We start from the raw sequence: 20,913 nt of genomic DNA on the forward strand, positions 1-20,913 counted from the left end.
CTCCATTCGTATTGCTACCCTTTATTATCCCTGAACACTTTGCTTTGGCAACAGGAGAGTCGCAGATGCAAAAGATTTAGTCGGCAAACAGGAATGACACTGTTTTTTATCTTCAACTTAAAGGGATGGCAAGCCAATTTCTATAAAACGGTGATAGTATGTCGTTAATGAAGTTAACTAAACCGATTTCAGCTTATACATAACGGGCGTTCATATATAGAGATAGAATATGGAATTTCTTACTAATCTATTGTTTCTAAATAAACTTCTTTGATACGGCGGATTTCATGTTCCAATCTGTCTCATTATTCATAGGATTGCGCTATATGCGCGGGCGAGCGGTCGATAAATTTGGCCGTTTTGTTTCATGGTTATCCGCGATCGGCATTACGTTGGGGGTCGCGGCACTGATTACCGTGCTGTCAGTGATGAATGGTTTTGAACGCTCACTGGAAAATAGCATTTTAGGCTTTATGCCACAGGCTATTGTGACATCGGAAAAAGGTTCTATTAATCCGGTTGAACATTCGAGTGAGCAACTGCAAGGACTAAAAGGGGTGAACCGCATTACTTCCCTTGTGCAAGGAGATGTCGTACTGCAAAGTCCCAGTAATGTTGGTGTGGGTGTCATGCTGGGCATTACCCAAGATGAGTATTCGCCACTGGTGAAACATATTGTCGATGCAGATCGCAGTCAGTTACAACCAGGGCAATATCTGGTCATTCTGGGAGAAAAACTGGCGGCACGGTTGAACGTTAAACGTGGCGATAAAATCCGCGTTATTGTGCCCAGTGCCAGTCAATTAACCCCGATGGGAAGGATACCTAGCCAGCGACTATTCACCGTCGCCGGCACATTTTTTGCCAATAGTGAAGTGGATGACACGGAAATTCTGGTTAACCAACAGGATGCGTCGAGGTTATTGCGTTACCCGATTGGCAATATCACCGGTTGGCGCCTGTATCTCAATCAACCTTTGTTGGTTGATGAACTGAGCCAGCAGGCTTTGCCGGAAGGTTTGATTTGGAAAGATTGGCGCGAACGCAAGGGCGAATTTTTTCAGGCAGTCCGCATGGAAAAAAACATGATGGGCTTATTATTGAGCCTGATTATCGCGGTCGCTGCCTTTAACATTATTACGTCTCTCTCCTTGTTAGTGATGGAAAAACAGGGGGAAATTGCTATTTTGCAGACACAAGGGCTGACCCGCCGTCAAGTCATGGCAATCTTCATGATCCAAGGTGCAGGCGCGGGCATCATTGGCGCTTTACTGGGAACGGGTTTGGGCGTGCTGCTCTCCAGCCAGTTAAATAGCCTAATGCCGGTTGTGGGGTTACTGACAGAAGACATTCAATTGCCGGTTGCTATTGATAGCCTGCAAGTCGTGACGATTGCTTTTAGTGCAATGCTGATATCCCTATTAGCCACTTTATATCCTTCCTGGCGCGCGGCTGCCATTCAACCTGCTGAGGCTTTACGTTATGAGTAATCACCCCTTATTACTATGTCATCATTTATGCAAAAAATATCAGGAAGGGAAGGTTTCTACAGAAGTGTTGAAAAATGTCACTTTTTCTCTACGACAAGGTGAAATGATGGCGATTGTGGGGAGTTCGGGTTCCGGTAAAAGTACACTTCTGCATTTATTGGGGGGGTTAGATTCTCCCACGTCTGGTGAAGTGCTTTTCAACGGGCGATCAATGAATGAAATGTCTGCCTCGGCACGGGCGGAACTGCGTAACAGTGAAATTGGTTTTATCTACCAGTTTCATCATCTATTGCCGGATTTCAATGCGCTGGAAAATGTCGCCATGCCATTGTTGATTGGTGGTAACAAGTTGATTGGTGGTCAAAAATTGATTGGCGGCAAAAAGCGTCAGGCTCAACAAAAAGCACTGGATATGCTGGCGGCGGTCGGGTTGGCACAGCGGGCACATCACCGGCCTTCTGAATTGTCAGGAGGAGAGCGTCAGCGGGTTGCCATTGCCCGGGCATTAGTGAATGAACCCTCATTGGTGCTGGCGGATGAACCGACAGGTAATCTTGACCAGCGCAATGCTGACAGTATTTTTGAACTCCTGAAAGACTTAAACCAGCGACAAGGAACCGCATTTCTGGTCGTTACTCATGATCTGAAACTCGCTAACCGACTGACACGTCAGGTAGAAATGCGTGATGGCTATTTACAGGATGAATCAACCCTGGCGGGGGGAATGTAATGGCGAATCTGCCTCTTGCATTGCTGACTGCATTACGGTTCAGCCGGGGTCGCCGCCGTTCAGGCATGGTATCGCTGGTTTCTGTTATTTCGACACTGGGCATTATGTTGGGTGTTGCCGTATTGATTATTGGTCTGAGTGCCATGAATGGTTTTGAACGGGAATTGAAAAACCGGGTACTTTCCGTGGTTCCGCATGGGCAGATTTATACGGTGGAGCAGCCTTTTCAGGATTGGGAACAGGCGCTTGAGCGAGTAAGACAGACATCGGGCATTGTGGGAGCGTCTCCGTATATTACGTTTACGGGTTTGATGGAACGTGGCGAGAAACTCCATGCAGTACAGGTGCGGGGCGTGGATTTGGCCACGGAATCGAAAGTCAGTACCTTACCTCAATTTGTGCGCGATGCCGCATGGAAAACCTTCAGGGCGGGTAAACATCAGGTGATTTTGGGGCAGGGCGTAGCCAATTCACTGAATGTAAAACAAGGTGACTGGCTGACAGTTATGCTCCCCAATACGGATCCGAGCCTGAAGCTCTTGCAGCCTAAACGAATTCGTTTACAGGTTGCCGGTATTTTCCAATTGGGAGGGATGCTGGATCACAGCTTTGCCCTGGTTCCCTTATCTGATGCCCAGCAATATTTAGATTATGGTGATGCCATCACAGGGATTGCCATCAAAGCCGACAATGTTTTTGCCGCAGAGCAGCGGGTCTTGGATGCAGGTAATGCGACTGAGAAATACGTTTATATCAGTAGCTGGTTAAAAGATTACGGCTATATGTACAACGATATTCAGATGATACGTGGCATTATGTATCTGGCTATGGTTCTGGTGATCGGTGTCGCTTGCTTTAATATTATTTCAACGCTGGTAATGGCCGTGAAAGATAAAAGCAGTGATATCGCGATCCTGCGCACATTGGGAGCCAAAGACAGTCATATCAGGGCGATCTTTTTGTGGTATGGATTATTGGCGGGTATGATTGGCAGCCTTATCGGCGTGGTGGTTGGAATTTTCACCTCATTAAATTTGACGGCAATCATTAAGGGATTGGAAACGCTGCTTGGGCACCCATTCTTGTCAGGAGATATCTATTTTATTGATTTTTTGCCGTCAGAGTTACATATCGTTGATGTTGTTTATGTTTTGATAACGACATTGGTATTGAGCCTGTTGGCGAGTTGGTATCCTGCTCGTCGGGCCAGTAAACTTGATCCAGCGCGGATTTTGAGCGGTCAGTAATATCCCAATGGATTTCAAGATGCCGCCAACAAAGCGGCAATGATGACATAGACAAAATTTTTACAGGGATATTCGATTGGCTAATAAAATAGAAAAACCCCATGTGGTGGTGCTGACGGGGGCAGGGATCTCTGCTGAGTCAGGCATTCAAACATTTCGTTCTTCCGATGGCCTGTGGGAAGAACATCGTGTTGAAGATGTTGCTACACCAGAAGGCTTCCAGCGTGATCCCGATTTGGTGCAAGCCTTTTACAATGCACGTCGGGAGCAACTCCAACAACCCAAAATTCAACCTAATGCAGCGCATTATGCCTTGGCAGAACTTGAGCAGGAACTTGGCGACCGTTTTCTGTTGGTGACGCAAAATATTGATAATCTGCATGAACGCGCAGGGAGCCAGCGCGTGTTGCATATGCATGGTGAATTGCTGAAAGTGCGTTGTTGCCAATCAGGGCAGGTGATTGAATGGAAGACCCATCTCATGATGGAAGATCGCTGCCATTGTTGCCAGTTTCCATCTCCGTTACGTCCCCATGTGGTGTGGTTTGGAGAAATGCCCTTGGGAATGGAGCAAATCTATTCTGCTCTGGCTGATGCCGACATCTTTATTGCCATCGGCACATCCGGCCACGTTTACCCCGCAGCCGGTTTTGTGCATGAAGCAAAATTATCCGGGGCACAGACTGTTGAACTGAACCTGGAACCCAGTCAGGTTGAAAGCCTGTTCGATGAAAAACATTATGGTCATGCCAGTGAAATTGTGACGCAATATGTCCGGTCTTTAATTCAGCAGATGAAGGCAGATGAAAGCTGATTTGACGCAATATTTATTCTGTTCATCTTCTTCATAATAAATTCACATGAATGAGGGGGAGAAGATGGATAGATTATTAGCGCGTTTCTTTAACTATGTTGCATTTAATACCCAATCAAAATCATCGGCTAAAACCATTCCCAGCAGTGACGGTCAACGGCAACTTGCCAGAGCCTTGTTTGATGAACTGAACCAACTCGGTTTTTCCGACACAGCCTTAACTGAGCACGGATGCGTGATGGCGACATTACCATCAAATATGACCCGGCCTGTGCCGGTGATTGGTTTTATCGCGCATCTTGATACCTCACCCGATTTTTCTGGCAAGCAGGTTAATCCTCAGATTCTGGAAAATTACCGTGGCGGTGATATCGCATTGGGAATGGGAGATGAGGTGTTGTCGCCAGTCATGTTTCCGGTATTGCATCATTTGCTGGGAAAAACATTGATTACGACGGATGGAAAAACCCTGTTAGGCGCCGATGATAAGGCGGGCATCGCTGAAATCATCACGGCAATGGTGCGTTTACAGCAGAACAATATTCCACATGGCGAAATTCGGATTGCATTCACCCCTGATGAAGAAATTGGTAAAGGAGCCGATTATTTCGATGTGGCGGCTTTTGGGGCGGCATGGGCCTACACCGTTGATGGCGGCGGGGTGGGGGAATTGGAGTTTGAAAATTTTAATGCTGCATCCGTGTTCATCAAGATAGCGGGTAATGTGTCTCATCCGGGCAGTGCCAAAGGCGTGATGGTTAATGCCTTGTCTTTGGCAATGCGTATTCACCATGAATTGCCTGCCGAAGAGACACCGGAGCATACAGCCGATCGCGCAGGTTTTTATCACCTAGAAAGCATGAAAGGCACGGTAGAGCGTGCTGACATGCACTATCTCATCCGGGATTTTGACCGGGCGAATTTTGAAAAGCGCAAAAAAACATTACTTGCCATTGCCGAAAAAATCGGAAAAGGGCTACATCCGGGTTGTTATATTGAACTGACGGTGGATGATGAATATTACAATATGCACAGTGAGATCATTAAACATCCGCATGTCATTGCACTGGCTAAACAGGCTATGTTGGATTGTGGTATTGAGCCGATCATCCAACCGATCCGTGGCGGTACTGATGGAGCACAGCTATCTTATCGTGGGTTGCCATGCCCCAATATTTTCACAGGTGGATATAACTATCACAGTAAGCACGAATTTATTTCGTTGGAAGGTATGGAGCAGGCAGTTAGCGTTATCATGCGGATTGCTGAATTGGCGGCAAGTCATGAGAATGATTTGTGATAGGGGCTAAGGCCACAAGGGAACGGCCCTGACCGCCGTCGCTACGGCTGCCGTATCGGTGTACCAATCCCCGCTATATTGCCCATCGCAGTCGTGCTGGAGAATTTGATGCTATTGGTGCCTGCCTGTAGGGTTACGAATGTTCCCATCTCCGCGACCTGATCGAGACTGCCACCAGTAGCAGGATAAGTTATGGTGACGGGGGCGGCGTTGTTGATTGTGAGCTGGCCGTTGAAGGGGTTATTGCTGCCGGAAACGTAGTAGACAGGTAGCAGGTAGCTGCCTGTGATCGCCACCGGAACCTTAATGGTTACGGTTCCACTGCCGTTATTGTAAGTGCCCAGACCGCCGACTTCTCCTGCGCCACAACTCTTGCAGTCGTACTTCGTCGCCAGTCCGGTTAACACGCCCTTTTGCGCGGGATAGGCGGGTGTGATGCTGTAGACGGGCGGGTTGGTGAACTTCGGCAGTGTGCCCGACAGAGGATATTGTGCGAACATCGGTACTTGGTCAGTACCCGGACCGAATTGGAATAGCGCCACGCTCGCTCTCAAAGTCGAATATGGCACCAGATTGCCGGATGCATCCTTCTTCTGGCCGTTCCACCAAATCTGACCCGCCGCAGGGATGGCATCCGAGAAAAGATAGTGCGATAACTCCTCGAACGTGTACGGATGGTGGAACAGCAGGTCATTCCAGAGTGAGATCTGCCCGCCAATCGGTGCATAGCCGTTTGATCCCTGAAGCCTCGCTACGTTACCGAACCAATCCCAGGTTTCGCCACCGGGATGGGAAATTCCCAGCGCGCTGTCATTTGCATAGAAGCTGTCGCCGGCAAAACCCTGCGATTCTTCATACGGCGCCCCATTATTTGGGTTGACGTAGAACGACCCACTCGAATTGATCCAAGCGAACTGGGGCGAGCTCCACGGGAGCGGGCCAGAGGTCCGCCAGTTTTGTATCACAATGTTTGCGTGGTAATTCGAGTTTCCGCTGACCGAGTCCTGCCACATCTGGACAGTCTTGCCCTTGCCCTGAAGATAGGTCGCGACGTTGTTCAGGAACGTCTGAGTCGTAACCGAATTGTCGCCCTCATCGCCGCCAATATGCACCCTGTTCGAGCGGAACCACGGAAGAAACTGATCCCATACGCGCTTTACATAAGGAAGGGTATCCGGATCCGACAAATCGAGGCTTTCGCTCGTGCTCTTGGGATCGATGGCACGCGCCATTGATTGGGAATGGGCGGGGACATTGATTTCCGGGACAATCGAAATGCCGTATGCCGCTGCCACATCCTCAAGCTCGTCCCAGTCCGCCCTTGAGTAATACAGCCCGTCCGTTGACAGTGGCGGATCTTTGAAGGTTGAATCGAAGAGCCGAAAGTTCGCATTGGCGACGGTATTCGGTCCGGGGGTACGATTCAGCAGGTCGCCGGTCAGTGCGAGGTGCAGCCTGTTGAGCTTATACCAGCCCATGAATTTCATATAAGCCTTCAGGGATTCTTTTTTTACAAATCCCCTGCCAACGTCGATCAGAACCGCGCGCTCCGCGTAGAGCGGGATGTCGATGGCGTCTCCCTGAGGGATCGATTTGTGTTGCCCCTTGGCCTGACCGTCCAGCTCCAGCATCTGGAGCAACGTTCGGGTGCCATAGAAAAGGCCGTTGGTGTTGTTGCCGATCCCCTGTGTCAGGTTGGCTCGCAGGATCACGTTATCCCGGGCGGACAACGTATAGCCTTCATTGCCGATCTGTTTTGCGATGGCAGGGTTGCAGGGGGTCAGGCTGAGCGCAATGTCGCCGGGTTGCACGGTCGAGTCCGCTACGATGGAAGCGCTGATGCCGGTGATTTCCTGCAAGTCGAGCTGTAACCGCTTCGCCACTGGCTGCAACACGGCCATATTGGCTTGCTCGACGACGATCCGGCTCGTGGGGACTATTTGGAATGAACCGGCTCCGCCTGTCCAGACATGCAGGCCGGGTACGACTGCTGGTGCGGCATTCCCGTTGGCGACGGTTGATATGGCGTTCCGGGTTCCGCACGAGAACGTCCGGTCGGTCGCGCTGTTAATCGGATTGCCTGACGCGGGGCTGGTAGCCGCCAGAGAAACGAACAACAATAACGGAATATTTCTTCTCGTCATGATGTGTTCTCCTAAAATATTTCGCCATACAACGACTGAATGACACATCCGTGACTTTCGTTATGAAACCGTCACTGAATCTTTCCTGTTCGGAGGCAGATGATTGAGTGACGGCTTACACAAGGCTCAGATTAATTAATCATTAAAATACCAATAGCCGCTATTGACCAACGCGGTAAGCAGGCTGATAAATTGAACATCGTCGATAGCATCAGCCAGAAGTTCAGCATCGACTTTATCATATTGGCAAAGCGCGTCAGCAGCATGCAGATGAGACGTTTCCATCAATTCCCCATTGACGAAACATTGATCACCGACACGCAGGACACGCAACCCACTCAATCGATTGAGCCCTTCACCCTGTTTCAGTAATTCATAAATCTCGTCACTTTCATAAGGCGGTTCAGGCGGTGCAAGATCCAGCTCATGGCGTGATTGTGAGATAAATTCGCCAAACCAACTTTGGAAAGTTTCAGGCTGTTCCAACAATTCACGCATCATCGAACGCAGTGACTCCAGTTCATTGGTCTGGATCAAGGCGGGATTATCACGGGATTTGAGGTCAGGATCACTGTAGCGATGGCTGCCTAATTCATTTGCCAAAATATAATCAGCAAATCCACTGAATAATTCACGGGCATTGGGCGCCCGGAATCCCACTGAATAATTCAGCGAATCTTCAATAGCATAGCCTTCATGTGGGAAACCGGGGGGAATATACAGGACATCGCCCGGTTGCATTTCTTCGTCAATAATTGCCTCAAAGGGATCAACCTGTAATAAATCAGGATGAGGGCAATGTTGTTTCATTGGTATTTTGTCGCCGACACGCCAGCGCCGACGGCCTTTTCCCTGAATGATAAAAACATCATATTGATCAAGATGAGGGCCAACACCACCACCGGGTACGGAGAAGGAGATCATCAAGTCATCCATGCGCCAATCAGATAGCACACGAAATGGTTTCATCAATGCAGAGGAAGGGTGGTGCCAATGATTAACGGCCTGTACCAGTAATGACCAGTCTTTTTCGCCTAAATGGTCGTAGGATCCAAATGGCCCATGAGAAACTTCCCAACGCCCATTTTTCTGGCTGACCAAACGGCTATCAATTTCATTTTCCATCGCCAATCCTGCCAGTTCATCGGGAGAAAGCGGATCAGTAAACTGATGGAAACCCTGTTTAATCAGCAATGGTCGTTTTTGCCAATGGTTTTGCAAAAACGCCTGCCAGTCCAGATTTAGCTGATAATCCATGGTGACATCCTGAAGTGAGAAGTGAATTTCACCCCATTATAACGAATTGTTAACGACGATATCAGATTTGGTTGAAATATTTCGCGATGGATTCTGGCAATTTTCTAGTCATCAGCACCGTTGATTTGTTGCACCCGAAATACCACGCTCACCCTGGCTCCACCCAGTGGGCTATCCTTGATGCTGATATTACCTGAATATTGCTCGACAATTTCAGTCGCTATCGATAGACCCAATCCTTGGCCTACCCGCAATGTATCGGCCCGCAAGCCACGTTGAAAAATCATTTCACGTTTGTCTGGCGGCACTCCGGGGCCATCATCATCGACAATGATGGTGACAGAATTTTCCCCCGTTGTGGCCGTCACCTTGACAAACTCCAGACAATATTTACAGGCGTTATCCAGAATATTCCCCATCACTTCCAGAAAGTCATTCTTTTCACCTAACCATGTGACTTCAGGGGAGACATCCAGCGTAATATGGATACCTTTATGTTGATATACCTTTGTCAGGGCACTGATCAGACTATCCAGCAACGTTGGAACGGAAGAAATTTGCCTAAGCAGCAGGGTATGGTCGTTGTGCATATTGGCTCGATGCAGATAGTAGCCAATTTGCTGGGATATGCGATCAATTTGTTCAAGCATGATAGGTTCAGCTTGTTTAATGGTCATCTTTTGCGGGGGACGCAGAGAGCGTAGAGTGGATTGCAGCACCGCCAACGGTGTTTTTAGGCTATGCGTTAAATCAGAAAGCGTTGTATGGTATTTCGCATAACGTTTACGCTCATTGCTTAATAAGGTATTTAAGTTTCTGACCAAGGTTTTTAATTCTGTGGGGGGATTCTCATCAAGTTTTTCCCGTTCTCCATTCTCTAAAGAGCTTATCTGCGTAATGAGCGATTTAATAGGGCGCAGGCTCCAATCAGCAGCAAGCCAAATGAGGGGAATGACAAGAAGTAGGTTGGCTATTAATACATAGCCAAACCATTCCCAGACCTTCGCCGATTCTTGCACATCCTGTGGAATGGTATCAATGATGACAATGGTCATTGCAGGCAGTCTGTCAGTTGCGGGATAAATATTAACCGCAACCGAATACGTTAATAACACATTATTATCGTCGACTGCCTTGTTGGTATTGCCTGGATCTGAAATTTCTGTTTGATTATAAAAAAAATTTCCTTTCTCTTTGAAATAGGTCTCTAATTCATATAAACCTTCTTTTTTCAACCAGCGGGGGTCGAGCATTTTTTCCAATTCAGGCACATTATTCTGACGCCAGAGCATATTTCCCTTATTGTCATAAATCAGAGCTAATGAGCGGGGATTCATGGAAAAGTTTTTTGGAACCAGGATCTCCAGCTTGTTGTTATCCCATTTAGCAAGGGTAAAAAATAAGTTACTTTGGCTCCTGAGTATAGAATAGTTTGTTTTATCAAAACTCACTAAGTACCCTACAATAGCCACAATTCCATATGATAGCGTCAGGGCGAAGATAATCGCCGCCGTTGCTATGAGGAACCGGGTTCTCAACGAAAGATGTTTTTCAGGGAACTTAAACATTATGGGGTCTTCACATCGAAACGGTATCCTTGACCACGGACAGTGACTATCACCTCTTTGGGCCATTCACTCAATATTTTTTTCCTCAATCGCCCCATTAATACATCAATGGTATGACTCTCGCGTAATTCAGCATCGGGATACAACTGACGCATCAACGATTCTTTACTGACAACCTTGCCATTATTGCGCATTAGGGTTTCGATAATTGTATATTCGAAAGCGGTCAACTTAATGTTGTGGCTATTGACAGAAAATTCTTTTCGTGAAAGATCAATTAAAAAAGGTGAAATTTCAACTAATTGTGACGCCAATCCGCTATTGCGCCGCATTAATGCTTGTATCCGGGCGTTGATTTCTTCCAGATGAAAAGGCTTGGTAACATAATCATCTGCTCCTGCGTTTAATACAGTCGCTTTTTCTTGCCAGCTATCCCGGGCCGTGAGGACAAGAATGGGCAAATTAATCTGCTCACTACGCCAACGGCGTAACATACTAAGCCCATCTTCACCCGGTAGGCCCAGATCAACGATAGCAATATCTGGATGGCTCTCTTTAAGGTAATAATCAGCTTCTTTGGCATTCTCCGCAGCATCGACTTGATGCCCAATATCCCGCAGTTGTACGGTTAAATGATGACGAAGTAATGCGTTATCTTCAACAATCAATATACGCATAATGATTCCTTATGCTAATCAGTAACGTTTACTAAATAAATTTAAAATAGCTAAGTAGTCAATTTCGTCAATAAAGATTAAATAAAATTATGGATGTGTTTTTATGAGTAACCTAAGTATAGTAACTATTTAGCCTTTATTGGTATGTTAATGAGTGAATCATTTAAAAACAAATATTTAGATAGGAATAACAAATAAATTTACAATCTATTTATAGATTATATAAGGTTAGATCGTACATTGGCTAGTGATTCACGATTTTTAACTCACTGTTCTGCGGTTTTTATTCACCTCTTAAACTCAGTGACTAACGGTACTTCAGCCACAATTCCCAATAGGGAACTATTTTGGCTCAGAGCTGTCTTAATACTGAATTTATAAGGTTTATAAGCAATTGGGGCAGGAAGTTTGGGGCAGGAAGTTCAATCAATCAGAAAAATTACCGGGCGGCAGTTGCAAGTCAACTTAAATGAGTTGCAAGCCGATTTGGATGATATGTATTGAAGATGGGCGGGATAAATTCCGCCCATTTACATGAATAAATTTTATTTTAACTTGTCAACCAGTGAAGTTGCATAACCCAGGTAGTTTGCTGGGGTCATTGCTTTGAGACGCTCTTTTTCCGCTTCAGGAAGTTCAAGACCCTCAATGAACGTTTTCATTCCTTCCGCGTCAACCCGTTTGCCGCGAGTCAATTCTTTCAATTTTTCATATGGTTTTTCAATCCCATAACGTCGCATGACGGTTTGAATAGGCTCTGCCAGTACTTCCCAGTTGTGATCCAATTCATCCAGTAGGTGCGGTTCATTAACTTCTAACTTGCTTAACCCTTTCATGGTGGATTGATAAGCAATCAGTGCATATCCCAGACCTACACCCAGATTGCGCAGTACGGTTGAATCCGTTAAGTCACGCTGCCAGCGAGAAACAGGAAGTTTACTGGCAAGATGCCCCAGAACGGCGTTTGCCAATCCCAGATTTCCTTCTGAGTTTTCGAAATCAATCGGATTGACTTTATGTGGCATAGTGGAAGAGCCAATTTCCCCGGCAATGGTTTTTTGTTTGAAATGATTCAGAGCGATGTAACCCCAGATATCGCGATCAAAATCCAGCAGGATAGTATTGAAACGGGCTACACAATCAAACAGTTCTGCAATGTAATCATGAGGTTCAATCTGAGTGGTATACGGGTTCCACTGAATGCCCAGAGAAGTCACAAAGGATTCGCTGAATTGAGGCCAGTCAACTTGTGGATAGGCTGACAGGTGCGCATTATAGTTACCGACGGCTCCGTTGATTTTACCCAGAATGTCTACTTGACTGAGCTGGCGGAACTGGCGCTCCATACGATAAGCCACATTAGCCAATTCCTTGCCAACGGTTGAGGGTGTGGCAGGTTGCCCGTGGGTACGTGACAGCAGGGGAAGATCGCGATAATCATGTGCCATACGTGTGATGATGTCGATCAACTGGCGCCATTGAGGTAATAAAACTTCCTCACGGGCGGTTTTGAGCATCAGTGCATGTGACAGGTTATTGATATCTTCTGATGTGCAGGCAAAGTGAATAAATTCTGCTACTTGATGCAAGGCAGGGACGTGGGCGACCTTTTCTTTCAGAAAATATTCAACCGCTTTCACATCATGGTTGGTTGTACGCTCAATTTCTTTGATGCGCAATGCGTCCTGTTCATTGAAGTTTGCAATAATTTCATCTAGGTAAGCGTTTGCGTCTGCGTCAAAAGCCGGAACTTCTTTGATTTCTGCTGTAGCGGCCAGTTTTTGCAGCCAACGTACTTCGACCTGCACACGAAATTTCAGTAAGCCGAACTCACTAAAAATAGCGCGCAGTGCGCTGACTTTATCGCCGTAACGGCCATCAATTGGAGAAACAGCGGTCAGTGAGGATAATTCCATTGGTAGCAACTCCCGGATTTTATTTAACGATTTGTGTTTAACAATTTGTGTTTAACGATTTATGCTTAATAACGTTGGTTTAACAACGAGAAAGAATGTCTTTTGCCTGTCGGATCAGGCGCTGACGAGAAAACATGATTTGCAGGCGGCTGCCGCCAACTTGTTGCCATAAAACCGCACTGCGGATACCTGCCAGTAAAACCGCTCTGACTTTCGCCTGAATCAATGTATTACGTAATACATCAGGTGAGCCGGTAACTTGAATGCGAGGCCCCAATGGACTGATAACGTCGATGTAAATTCCGGCAAGGGCATTGAGCATCCCTTCCGACATGGGTTCAAAATAGGCTTGTTGGCGCTCTAACTGGTTAATGCGATTTGCCAGTTCATTGGCGGCAGACTGGTTTTTTTTCAGATGGCGCTCCAAGGCTATCAGACCCAGCATATAGCGGGTCAGATCAGCAGAAACACCACTGTGTGAGCCGTTGAACATACCCAGCATGGCATCAAGGCCAATGCGAAGGTTACAGGCATCGTTGCCAAAAACATCCAAAGTGGATGCCGGGTCCATATTCAAGATACTGTTGAGCATTATTTCAAAAGCATCATTATCACACTGGCCTTTATGGGCAAGCTCTTGTACCAGACGACCTGACTGGCAGATACCTGCCAGTGCCAGTGTAATGTCATAATAATTTTTAGCCACAATTACTCCTGTATACGTTGTTCGATCACACCACCACCGAGACAGACTTCACCTTGATAAAACACGGCTGATTGACCGGGGGTGACAGCGGCAACAGGGCTATCAAAACGAACTTCAATTTTATCTTCGCTTAGGGGAACGACAGTGCAGGGGATATCGTGCTGACGGTAGCGCGTTTTTACCACGCAACGAATTTCTGTTTTCAACGGCTGGCGATCAACCCAATGAAGTTGTTGTGCAATCAAACCGACAGACATCAGGCGAGGATGATCATGACCCTGGGCGACAATCAGGATATTTTTTTCAACGTCTTTATCAACAACATACCATGGATCTTCCTTGCCATTTTTAGTTCCACCGATCCCCAAGCCCTTACGTTGACCCAGTGTATGGTACATCAAGCCAGTATGCTGGCCGATAGTCTGTCCATCCACTGTCATGATTGGGCCGGGTTGGGCAGGTAAATAGCGCCCCAGAAAATCACGGAATTTGCGTTCGCCAATAAAGCAGATACCCGTCGAATCTTTTTTCTTTGCGGTGATCAAACTAAGCTCTTCGGCGATGCGGCGTACTTCTGGTTTTTCCAGTTCGCCAACGGGAAACAGGCTCTTGGCAACTTGCTGGTGGCTTAAGGTATACAAGAAATAACTTTGATCTTTATTGCCATCCAGACCACGAAGCAATTGGCTGAGACCGTTTACATCCCGACGGCGGACATAGTGCCCGGTTGCAATGTAGTCAGCCCCTAAATCCTCAGCGGCAAACTCCAAAAATGCCTTGAATTTAATTTCTTTATTGCAAAGAATGTCCGGGTTTGGGGTTCTGCCGGCTTTATATTCGGCAAGAAAATGTTCGAATACATTGTCCCAATATTCGGCCGCAAAATTGATGGTATGCAGCTCAATGCCCAGTTTGTCACAAACGGCTTGTGCATCAGCAAGATCGTCCGCGGCTGAGCAATACTCTTCACCATCGTCTTCTTCCCAGTTTTTCATGAACAGGCCAGCTACCTGGTAGCCCTGCTGTTGCAGAAGGTAGGCGGAAACGGATGAATCAACACCGCCGGACATTCCGACAATGACTTTTTTCTGGCTGTTATCTGACATGGATATATCTCACTGCGGAAAAAAACAAACGCGATACTTTAGCACGTTGGCAGTTAAGGTGCATCAAACGTCTCACGTTCTTTCTATTGGATTTTTTTATTTATCGATTTTTTTATTTATGCCACCCTTTTCAAAAGGTGTGCCATAACTGCCCAGTATCGATAGAGGATAAGACTTTTTTTCTAAATAACAGCGAATACTTTCAGCGACCAGCGGTGAACGCAGTTGTGAACTGTTAAGGATTTCTTCTGCACTTAACCAGTGGCAGCAATGGATATCCCTATCTTGTGGATGGGTAGCCATGATTTTTTCCAGTTCAACTAAGAACAGAAAACGGATAAAGGGCGTTCCATCGGGAGCCACCCATTGATATAGCTTTAAAAATGCCTGTATTTGAGAACGAATACCGGTTTCTTCCCATAACTCCCGCTCTGCGGCTTCTTGTAACGTTTCGTCCGCTTCAAGATGACCCGCAGGCTGGTTCCAGAGAAATTTGCCATTGATCAGCTCTTCAACAACCAAAAATTTATTTTCTGCATGGACAAGACAAGCAACAGTGATGTGTGGACTAAACAAAATTAATTTCGCTCCATTCTCCGGGGGATAATGAGCCTAATTGTATTGAACCCATACTGAAACGGATTAGGCGCAGCGTAGGAAAACCCACATGGGCCGTCATTCTGCGGACTTGACGGTTACGGCCCTCATATAGCGTTATTTTCAGCCAGCTTACAGGAATACTTTTTCTTTCCCGAATCGGAGGTGTCCGTTCCCAGAGCCATTCCGGTTCTTCCACTAACTCTGCGCCAGCAGGCAGGGTCGGCCCATCTTTCAATGTGATGCCGTTGCGCAGCTTATTCAAGGCGGCGTCATCAGGAATGCCCTCTACCTGAACATAATAAACTTTCGCGGTTTTTTGATGGGGTTGGGTCAGCCTGGCTTGCAATTTACCGTCATTGGTCAACACGAGTAATCCTTCGCTATCGCGATCCAAACGACCTGCGGCATACACATCAGTCAACGGAATAAAATCTTTTAACGTGGTTCTTCCCATCTCATCGGTGAATTGGGGAAGGACATCATAAGGTTTGTTAAAGATTAATACCCGACGAGGACCCGTTAATTTTTTTATGGCATTGTTATTTTTTCTTTGGCTGAATCGGTTAAGTTGGCGTTTTTTAAAAGGTAAATTTGTCATGATAAGCCATGGTGAAAAATAAGGGTACGTATTATACCTTAAATCTGTGACCATTGGCGTTTGCAGAATATTCAAGTAGTATTGACACGTCCCTTACAAAAAATTAACAAGGCATTGCGCTTAGTTGAAAGGAGAGGTTAATGGAAAGCAAAGTAGTTGTTCCGGCGGAAGGTAAAAAGATTACTATTGATGCCAAAGGTAAATTAAATGTTCCGAATAACCCTGTAATCCCTTATATCGAAGGGGATGGCATTGGTGTTGATGTTACGCCGGTCATGCTGAAAGTTGTTGATGCTGCGGTTCAGAAGGCTTATAGCAATGAGCGCAAAATTTCTTGGATGGAAATCTATACGGGTGAAAAATCCACCCATATTTATGGTAAAGATGTCTGGCTGCCAGATGAAACCCTGGACCTGATCCGTGAATACCGCGTGGCGATCAAAGGCCCGCTGACAACACCAGTCGGTGGCGGCATCCGTTCGTTGAACGTCGCATTGCGCCAGCAATTGGATCTGTACGTTTGCCTGCGTCCGGTTCGTTATTATCAAGGTACGCCAAGCCCTGTTAAACAGCCTGAACTGACTGATATGGTCATTTTCCGCGAAAATGCTGAAGATATCTATGCAGGTATTGAATGGAAAGCGGGTTCAGCGGAAGCGGACAAAGTCATCAAATTCCTCCAGGATGAAATGGGCGTCAGCAAAATCCGTTTCCCTCAACAATGTGGTATCGGCGTGAAACCTTGTTCAGAAGAGGGCACCAAACGTTTGGTACGCGCAGCGATTGAATACGCTATTGATAATGACCGTGAGTCCGTGACGTTGGTTCATAAAGGCAACATCATGAAATTCACTGAAGGTGCCTTTAAAGACTGGGGCTATGAACTGGCTCGCACTGAGTTCGGTGGAGAACTGCTGGATGGTGGCCCTTGGGTTAAGATCAAAAATCCTAAGAACGGCAACGACATTATCATCAAGGATGTGATTGCAGATGCTTTCCTGCAACAGATCCTATTGCGTCCAGCGGAATACGATGTTATCGCCTGCATGAACCTGAATGGTGACTACATTTCTGATGCACTGGCTGCGCAAGTTGGTGGCATCGGTATTGCGCCAGGTGCAAACATTGGTGACGAATGTGCACTGTTCGAGGCAACACACGGTACTGCGCCTAAATACGCAGGTCAGGATAAAGTCAACCCAGGTTCTGTTATCCTCTCTGCTGAGATGATGTTGCGCCATATGGGATGGTTCGAAGCTGCCGACCTAATCGTTAAGGGAATGGAAGGTGCGATTGCTGCCAAGACCGTCACTTACGATTTCGAGCGCCTGATGGACGACGCTAAGCTGCTGAAATGTAGCGAATTCGGTGACGCAATGATCTCTCACATGTAATTGATTGCGTAACTGAATAGATAACGGGGACTTAATGGTTCCCGTTATCTTATTTACCTCATCTGTTCATGTATATATACTGCTGCCCCGTTTCCATGAACTTAAGAATTAAATGCTAAAAAAATTACTATTATTATCTACAATGACTATGTCTGGTTGCATGTTTAACCAAATACCAACAGATAATTTAGCCTCACTCAGCGATAATAAATTATGCTCGGCTCTCGGTGAAAACTCAGATAACGGCAATACGACTCTCAGAATTTTAGATGAAATAAAATCCAGAGAAAATGTTATTGATATGGATAAATGCCATGCAATTGAAATATCGGTAAAAGAACGAATCTCAAATTTTCGCAATTCTACTGCTTGGTCGCATGATTTAAACAGAATGAGAGAACTGAACAGAATAGATATAGAAATGCTCAAAACATTACAGAAAATGGGAAAAATTTAGTGATTGAGCGAAGGCACACTTATGTTTAGGGTGTGCCTTATTAAAACCTTTCCTAACGATATAATATATTTCCTTACTTCCTAAATAATATTTAAAATTTGTAGAGCACTTCTTTTAAAAATATGACCGCAATATATGTGGTCAATAAAATTGTCATTTGAACTCGATTAAATTTAACATGCGGACACTTATCAAAATCGCCAATCGATGGAAAAAACTGGAAGAAGTGTGTAATAATAGGTTATACTGGTTAATAAATAATCTAATCATGGTGTGCTTATGTGGAATCGTTATCTTCAAAGAGGAAATATGCAATTATTGGCAAATTTTATATCACCGATAGATGCCCGCATTGTCATGGGAAGAATGTTATCAGAAGATATTTATGCTGTAGTGATAGATGAAAATATTGTCTGGAATAACTATATGTATTCACAAGCATTTGGTGGAGTTAAACTTCTTGTCCATGACTCAGATGTAGAACAGGCGAAAGTGATACTTTCTGAAATTGAAGATAATAAATTTTTATTAGGAAAACCACAATATAATCAAGAAAGTAAGGAAAATCAACCACTTAAATATCGTTCATCTGTGTTAGCCAATACTTTTTTAGTCCTTTTGTTGTTTTTGATGTTTGGTATAGCATTACCATTAAAGTTCGAACCCCATTCTTCTATTTAGCCTGATTGTTGTAAGGTTAAATTTATTTGATTTTATATGCCTTATGATTTTTATGTCCTTGAATATCCAGCAGGGTAGAAATTTAAAACATGAAGAGTAGGAAAATCCCTCAATTGATTTCAATATGAAATTAAAATCAGAGGTGATTAATTTTTGTTAGGAGTGTTTTTTAAAAATACTGGCAATCTTTATATCACTTGGAGTATGATGCCGCGTCTGCAAAATGCAGCTATTCACTAACCCCCACATTAACGACTGCAAAGGAGGAATTTATCATGATGACAATAACAATCACTCTTTTCAGGCCAGCCCATAGCTAATTACTACATTAAATTTTTCAGTATTGCTTGGCTAGGAAGGCCTGACCACACCCTTATTTTTTCATTGATCATAAGGCTGATCTATGGGCAATACTTTGCATTTGGCTGTACCGAACGTACAGCTTATCGTAACAGAAAATACTTGGCTGGAAGGTAAGGCTATCCAGCAACTTGAAACCACAGCACAACTTCCTGATATGGTTCGCGTTGTCGGTTTACCTGATCTCCATCCTGGCAGAGGATATCCAGTTGGTGCTGCATTTTTCTCACAGTCGCGTTTCTATCCTGCGCTTATCGGTAACGATATCGGTTGTGGCATGGCGTTGTGGCGGACAGACCTGACCCTGAATAAATGGTCGTTGGATAAGTTGGAAAAACGGCTTGGCTCTATTGACACGCCTCTGGAAAAAGAAGCGTTACCCGACAATATACCTGAACATTTTTGTCATTCACCGGGAACGATTGGCGGTGGAAACCATTTTGCTGAGTTGCAGCAATTGGATGAAATTTATCAACCGGAACTGCTTGAAACGTGGCACTTAAGTAAACAGCAGCTTCTGCTATTGGTACACAGTGGTTCACGCGGTATGGGGCAAATGATCCTTGAACAACATGTTCGTCAGCATGGTCATGATGGATTGATAACATCAAGTTCATCGGCCCAGAATTATCTTGAGCAGCATCAACAAGCGTTGGATTATGCCTGCTTTAATCGTCAACTCATTGCTGAAAGAATGCTAAAACGCTGGCGAACCCGTGGAGAGCGTCTGCTTGATGTCTCACATAACTTACTTACGCCATGTACTGTTGATGGTATTGATGGCTGGTTGCACCGTAAGGGGGCAACACCCGCAGATCAGGGACCGGTCATTATTCCAGGGTCTCGTGGTGATTACAGCTATTTGGTGCAACCCTTGGTCAGTGAACGCAGTCTATTCTCTCTTGCTCATGGCGCAGGGCGGAAATGGATGCGTGGCGAGTGTAAGGAGCGCCTGAGTGGGCGCTACAATGCTGTACAGCTTTCTCGTACTGCGTTGGGTAGCCGAGTCATTTGTCTGGATAAGCAGCTAATTTTTCAGGAAGCACCAGAAGCCTATAAACCGATCAGTGGTGTGATGGATGCTATGTTACAGGCTGGATTAGTGAAGTTGATTGCGCGGCTTAAACCTGTTCTGACATATAAAACACGGGGAGGAAGCGAATGATATTGTTGCAGATTTCCTCAGCTCAAGGGCCGGCTGAATGTATGTTGGCTGTCAGAAAAGCGTTGGCGCGATTGATTAAGGAAGCAGAAGAACTTAACGTGAGAACGGATATTTTAGAGGAAGAAATAGGGCTGCGTATCGGTACATTGCGCTCAGTGCTCGTTGCCATTTATGGAAGCAATGAACAACAATTATTTACGCATTGGAACGGTACGATTAAATGGATTTGTGAAAGCCCTTGGCGAAAAGGCGCAGGCCGTAAAAACTGGTTTATTGGTGTGACACAGTTTGAACCGATGCAGGAAGTGATGGAAAGCGAGATCCGGTTTGAAACCTTGAAAGCGTCTGGTCCTGGTGGTCAGCATGTTAATAAAACAGAATCAGCGGTGCGGGTAGTGCATATTGCCAGTGGCATCAGCATTAAAGTACAGTCTGAACGCAGCCAACATGCTAATCGTCGACTTGCCCGCTCGTTGTTGGGACATCGGCTCCAACAACACCAAAATATGCATCAGGCGCAGGGCAAGGCAGACCGGCGTTTATTTCACCATCAGGTTGAAAGGGGAAATGCAGTGCGTACTTTTATAGGAATGAAATTTATTCCACAGCGGTGACATGTCTCTATCCCAATGGATTTCAAGATGCAGTACAGCCAACAAAGCTGCAATTTGAAGGATGCTGGATATAGATATTAATGAAATAG

General features: G+C 45.7%; 19 protein-coding genes. 10 read left to right on the plus strand and 9 right to left on the minus strand.

Going from position 1 to position 20,913, the window contains the following annotated elements; translation table 11 throughout:
• The first annotated feature begins 287 nt into the window (after window positions 1–287).
• From lolC to pepT, 5 genes are all read left to right on the plus strand, one after another.
• Window positions 288–1,490 (plus strand): lipoprotein-releasing ABC transporter permease subunit LolC, encoded by a 1,203-nt coding sequence (gene lolC, locus Xbed_RS10815; RefSeq protein ID WP_086112937.1) that lies wholly within the window; start codon window positions 288–290, stop codon window positions 1,488–1,490.
• Window positions 1,483–2,220, plus strand: a complete 738-nt coding sequence (gene lolD, locus Xbed_RS10820) for a lipoprotein-releasing ABC transporter ATP-binding protein LolD (RefSeq protein ID WP_086112938.1) — start codon at window positions 1,483–1,485, stop codon at window positions 2,218–2,220. Before lolC ends, lolD begins: the two co-directional genes overlap by 8 nt.
• A complete protein-coding gene (gene lolE, locus Xbed_RS10825; protein WP_086112939.1) occupies window positions 2,220–3,467 on the plus strand; it encodes a lipoprotein-releasing ABC transporter permease subunit LolE in 1,248 nt (415 codons plus the stop codon). The genes lolD and lolE overlap by 1 nt, the downstream gene beginning before the upstream one ends.
• Window positions 3,468–3,543: 76 nt before the next feature.
• Window positions 3,544–4,281, plus strand: a complete 738-nt coding sequence (gene cobB / locus Xbed_RS10830; protein ID WP_244182468.1) for a Sir2 family NAD+-dependent deacetylase — start codon at window positions 3,544–3,546, stop codon at window positions 4,279–4,281.
• Window positions 4,282–4,345: 64 nt separating this feature from the next.
• A complete protein-coding gene (gene pepT / locus Xbed_RS10835) occupies window positions 4,346–5,581 on the plus strand; it encodes a peptidase T (RefSeq protein WP_086112941.1) in 1,236 nt (411 codons plus the stop codon).
• Between the two features lie 41 nt (window positions 5,582–5,622).
• Here pepT and Xbed_RS10840 read toward each other — a convergent pair whose 3' ends face one another.
• From Xbed_RS10840 to rluE, 9 genes are all read right to left on the minus strand, one after another.
• Complete coding sequence (locus Xbed_RS10840; RefSeq protein WP_167371898.1) at window positions 5,623–7,725, minus strand: family 20 glycosylhydrolase; 2,103 nt, start codon at window positions 7,723–7,725, stop codon at window positions 5,623–5,625.
• A gap of 135 nt (window positions 7,726–7,860) precedes the next feature.
• Window positions 7,861–8,982, minus strand: coding sequence for a ribosomal protein uL16 3-hydroxylase (locus Xbed_RS10845; RefSeq protein ID WP_086112943.1), 1,122 nt, complete (start codon window positions 8,980–8,982; stop codon window positions 7,861–7,863).
• 104 nt (window positions 8,983–9,086) lie between these two features.
• Window positions 9,087–10,550: a two-component system sensor histidine kinase PhoQ gene (gene phoQ / locus Xbed_RS10850; protein ID WP_086112944.1), complete on the minus strand. Its 1,464-nt coding sequence runs from the start codon at window positions 10,548–10,550 to the stop codon at window positions 9,087–9,089.
• Complete coding sequence (gene phoP / locus Xbed_RS10855; protein WP_086112945.1) at window positions 10,550–11,227, minus strand: two-component system response regulator PhoP; 678 nt, start codon at window positions 11,225–11,227, stop codon at window positions 10,550–10,552. The genes phoQ and phoP overlap by 1 nt, the downstream gene beginning before the upstream one ends.
• Before the next feature lie 545 nt (window positions 11,228–11,772).
• Entirely contained in the window at window positions 11,773–13,143 is a 1,371-nt protein-coding gene (gene purB, locus Xbed_RS10860) for an adenylosuccinate lyase (RefSeq protein ID WP_086112946.1), read from the minus strand.
• Window positions 13,144–13,222: 79 nt separating this feature from the next.
• A complete protein-coding gene (gene hflD / locus Xbed_RS10865; RefSeq protein WP_086112947.1) occupies window positions 13,223–13,849 on the minus strand; it encodes a high frequency lysogenization protein HflD in 627 nt (208 codons plus the stop codon).
• Window positions 13,850–13,851: 2 nt separating this feature from the next.
• Complete coding sequence (mnmA, locus tag Xbed_RS10870; protein WP_086112948.1) at window positions 13,852–14,955, minus strand: tRNA 2-thiouridine(34) synthase MnmA; 1,104 nt, start codon at window positions 14,953–14,955, stop codon at window positions 13,852–13,854.
• 96 nt (window positions 14,956–15,051) lie between these two features.
• A complete protein-coding gene (locus tag Xbed_RS10875; protein WP_086112949.1) occupies window positions 15,052–15,531 on the minus strand; it encodes an NUDIX hydrolase in 480 nt (159 codons plus the stop codon).
• Window positions 15,524–16,153, minus strand: coding sequence for a 23S rRNA pseudouridine(2457) synthase RluE (gene rluE / locus Xbed_RS10880; RefSeq protein ID WP_086112950.1), 630 nt, complete (start codon window positions 16,151–16,153; stop codon window positions 15,524–15,526). The genes Xbed_RS10875 and rluE overlap by 8 nt, the downstream gene beginning before the upstream one ends.
• Window positions 16,154–16,293: 140 nt before the next feature.
• Here rluE and icd point away from each other — a divergent pair, with 140 nt between their 5' ends.
• The 5 genes from icd (at window position 16,294) to prfH (ending at window position 20,824) form a co-directional block, all read left to right on the plus strand.
• Window positions 16,294–17,547, plus strand: a complete 1,254-nt coding sequence (gene icd / locus Xbed_RS10885) for an NADP-dependent isocitrate dehydrogenase (protein WP_086112951.1) — start codon at window positions 16,294–16,296, stop codon at window positions 17,545–17,547.
• A gap of 112 nt (window positions 17,548–17,659) precedes the next feature.
• A complete protein-coding gene (locus Xbed_RS10890; RefSeq protein ID WP_086112952.1) occupies window positions 17,660–18,004 on the plus strand; it encodes a hypothetical protein in 345 nt (114 codons plus the stop codon).
• Between the two features lie 279 nt (window positions 18,005–18,283).
• Window positions 18,284–18,685 carry a putative signal transducing protein gene (locus Xbed_RS10895; protein WP_086112953.1) on the plus strand — a complete coding sequence of 134 codons (402 nt, stop codon included), beginning with the start codon at window positions 18,284–18,286 and terminating at the stop codon, window positions 18,683–18,685.
• A gap of 403 nt (window positions 18,686–19,088) precedes the next feature.
• Complete coding sequence (locus Xbed_RS10900; RefSeq protein ID WP_086112954.1) at window positions 19,089–20,210, plus strand: RNA ligase RtcB family protein; 1,122 nt, start codon at window positions 19,089–19,091, stop codon at window positions 20,208–20,210.
• On the plus strand, window positions 20,207–20,824 hold the full coding sequence (gene prfH, locus Xbed_RS10905; protein WP_086112955.1) for a peptide chain release factor H: 618 nt from the start codon (window positions 20,207–20,209) through the stop codon (window positions 20,822–20,824). The genes Xbed_RS10900 and prfH overlap by 4 nt, the downstream gene beginning before the upstream one ends.
• Window positions 20,825–20,913: the final 89 nt, after the last annotated feature.

This window comes from Xenorhabdus beddingii (genome assembly GCF_002127545.1).
In the GTDB taxonomy this organism is placed as follows: domain Bacteria; phylum Pseudomonadota; class Gammaproteobacteria; order Enterobacterales; family Enterobacteriaceae; genus Xenorhabdus; species Xenorhabdus beddingii.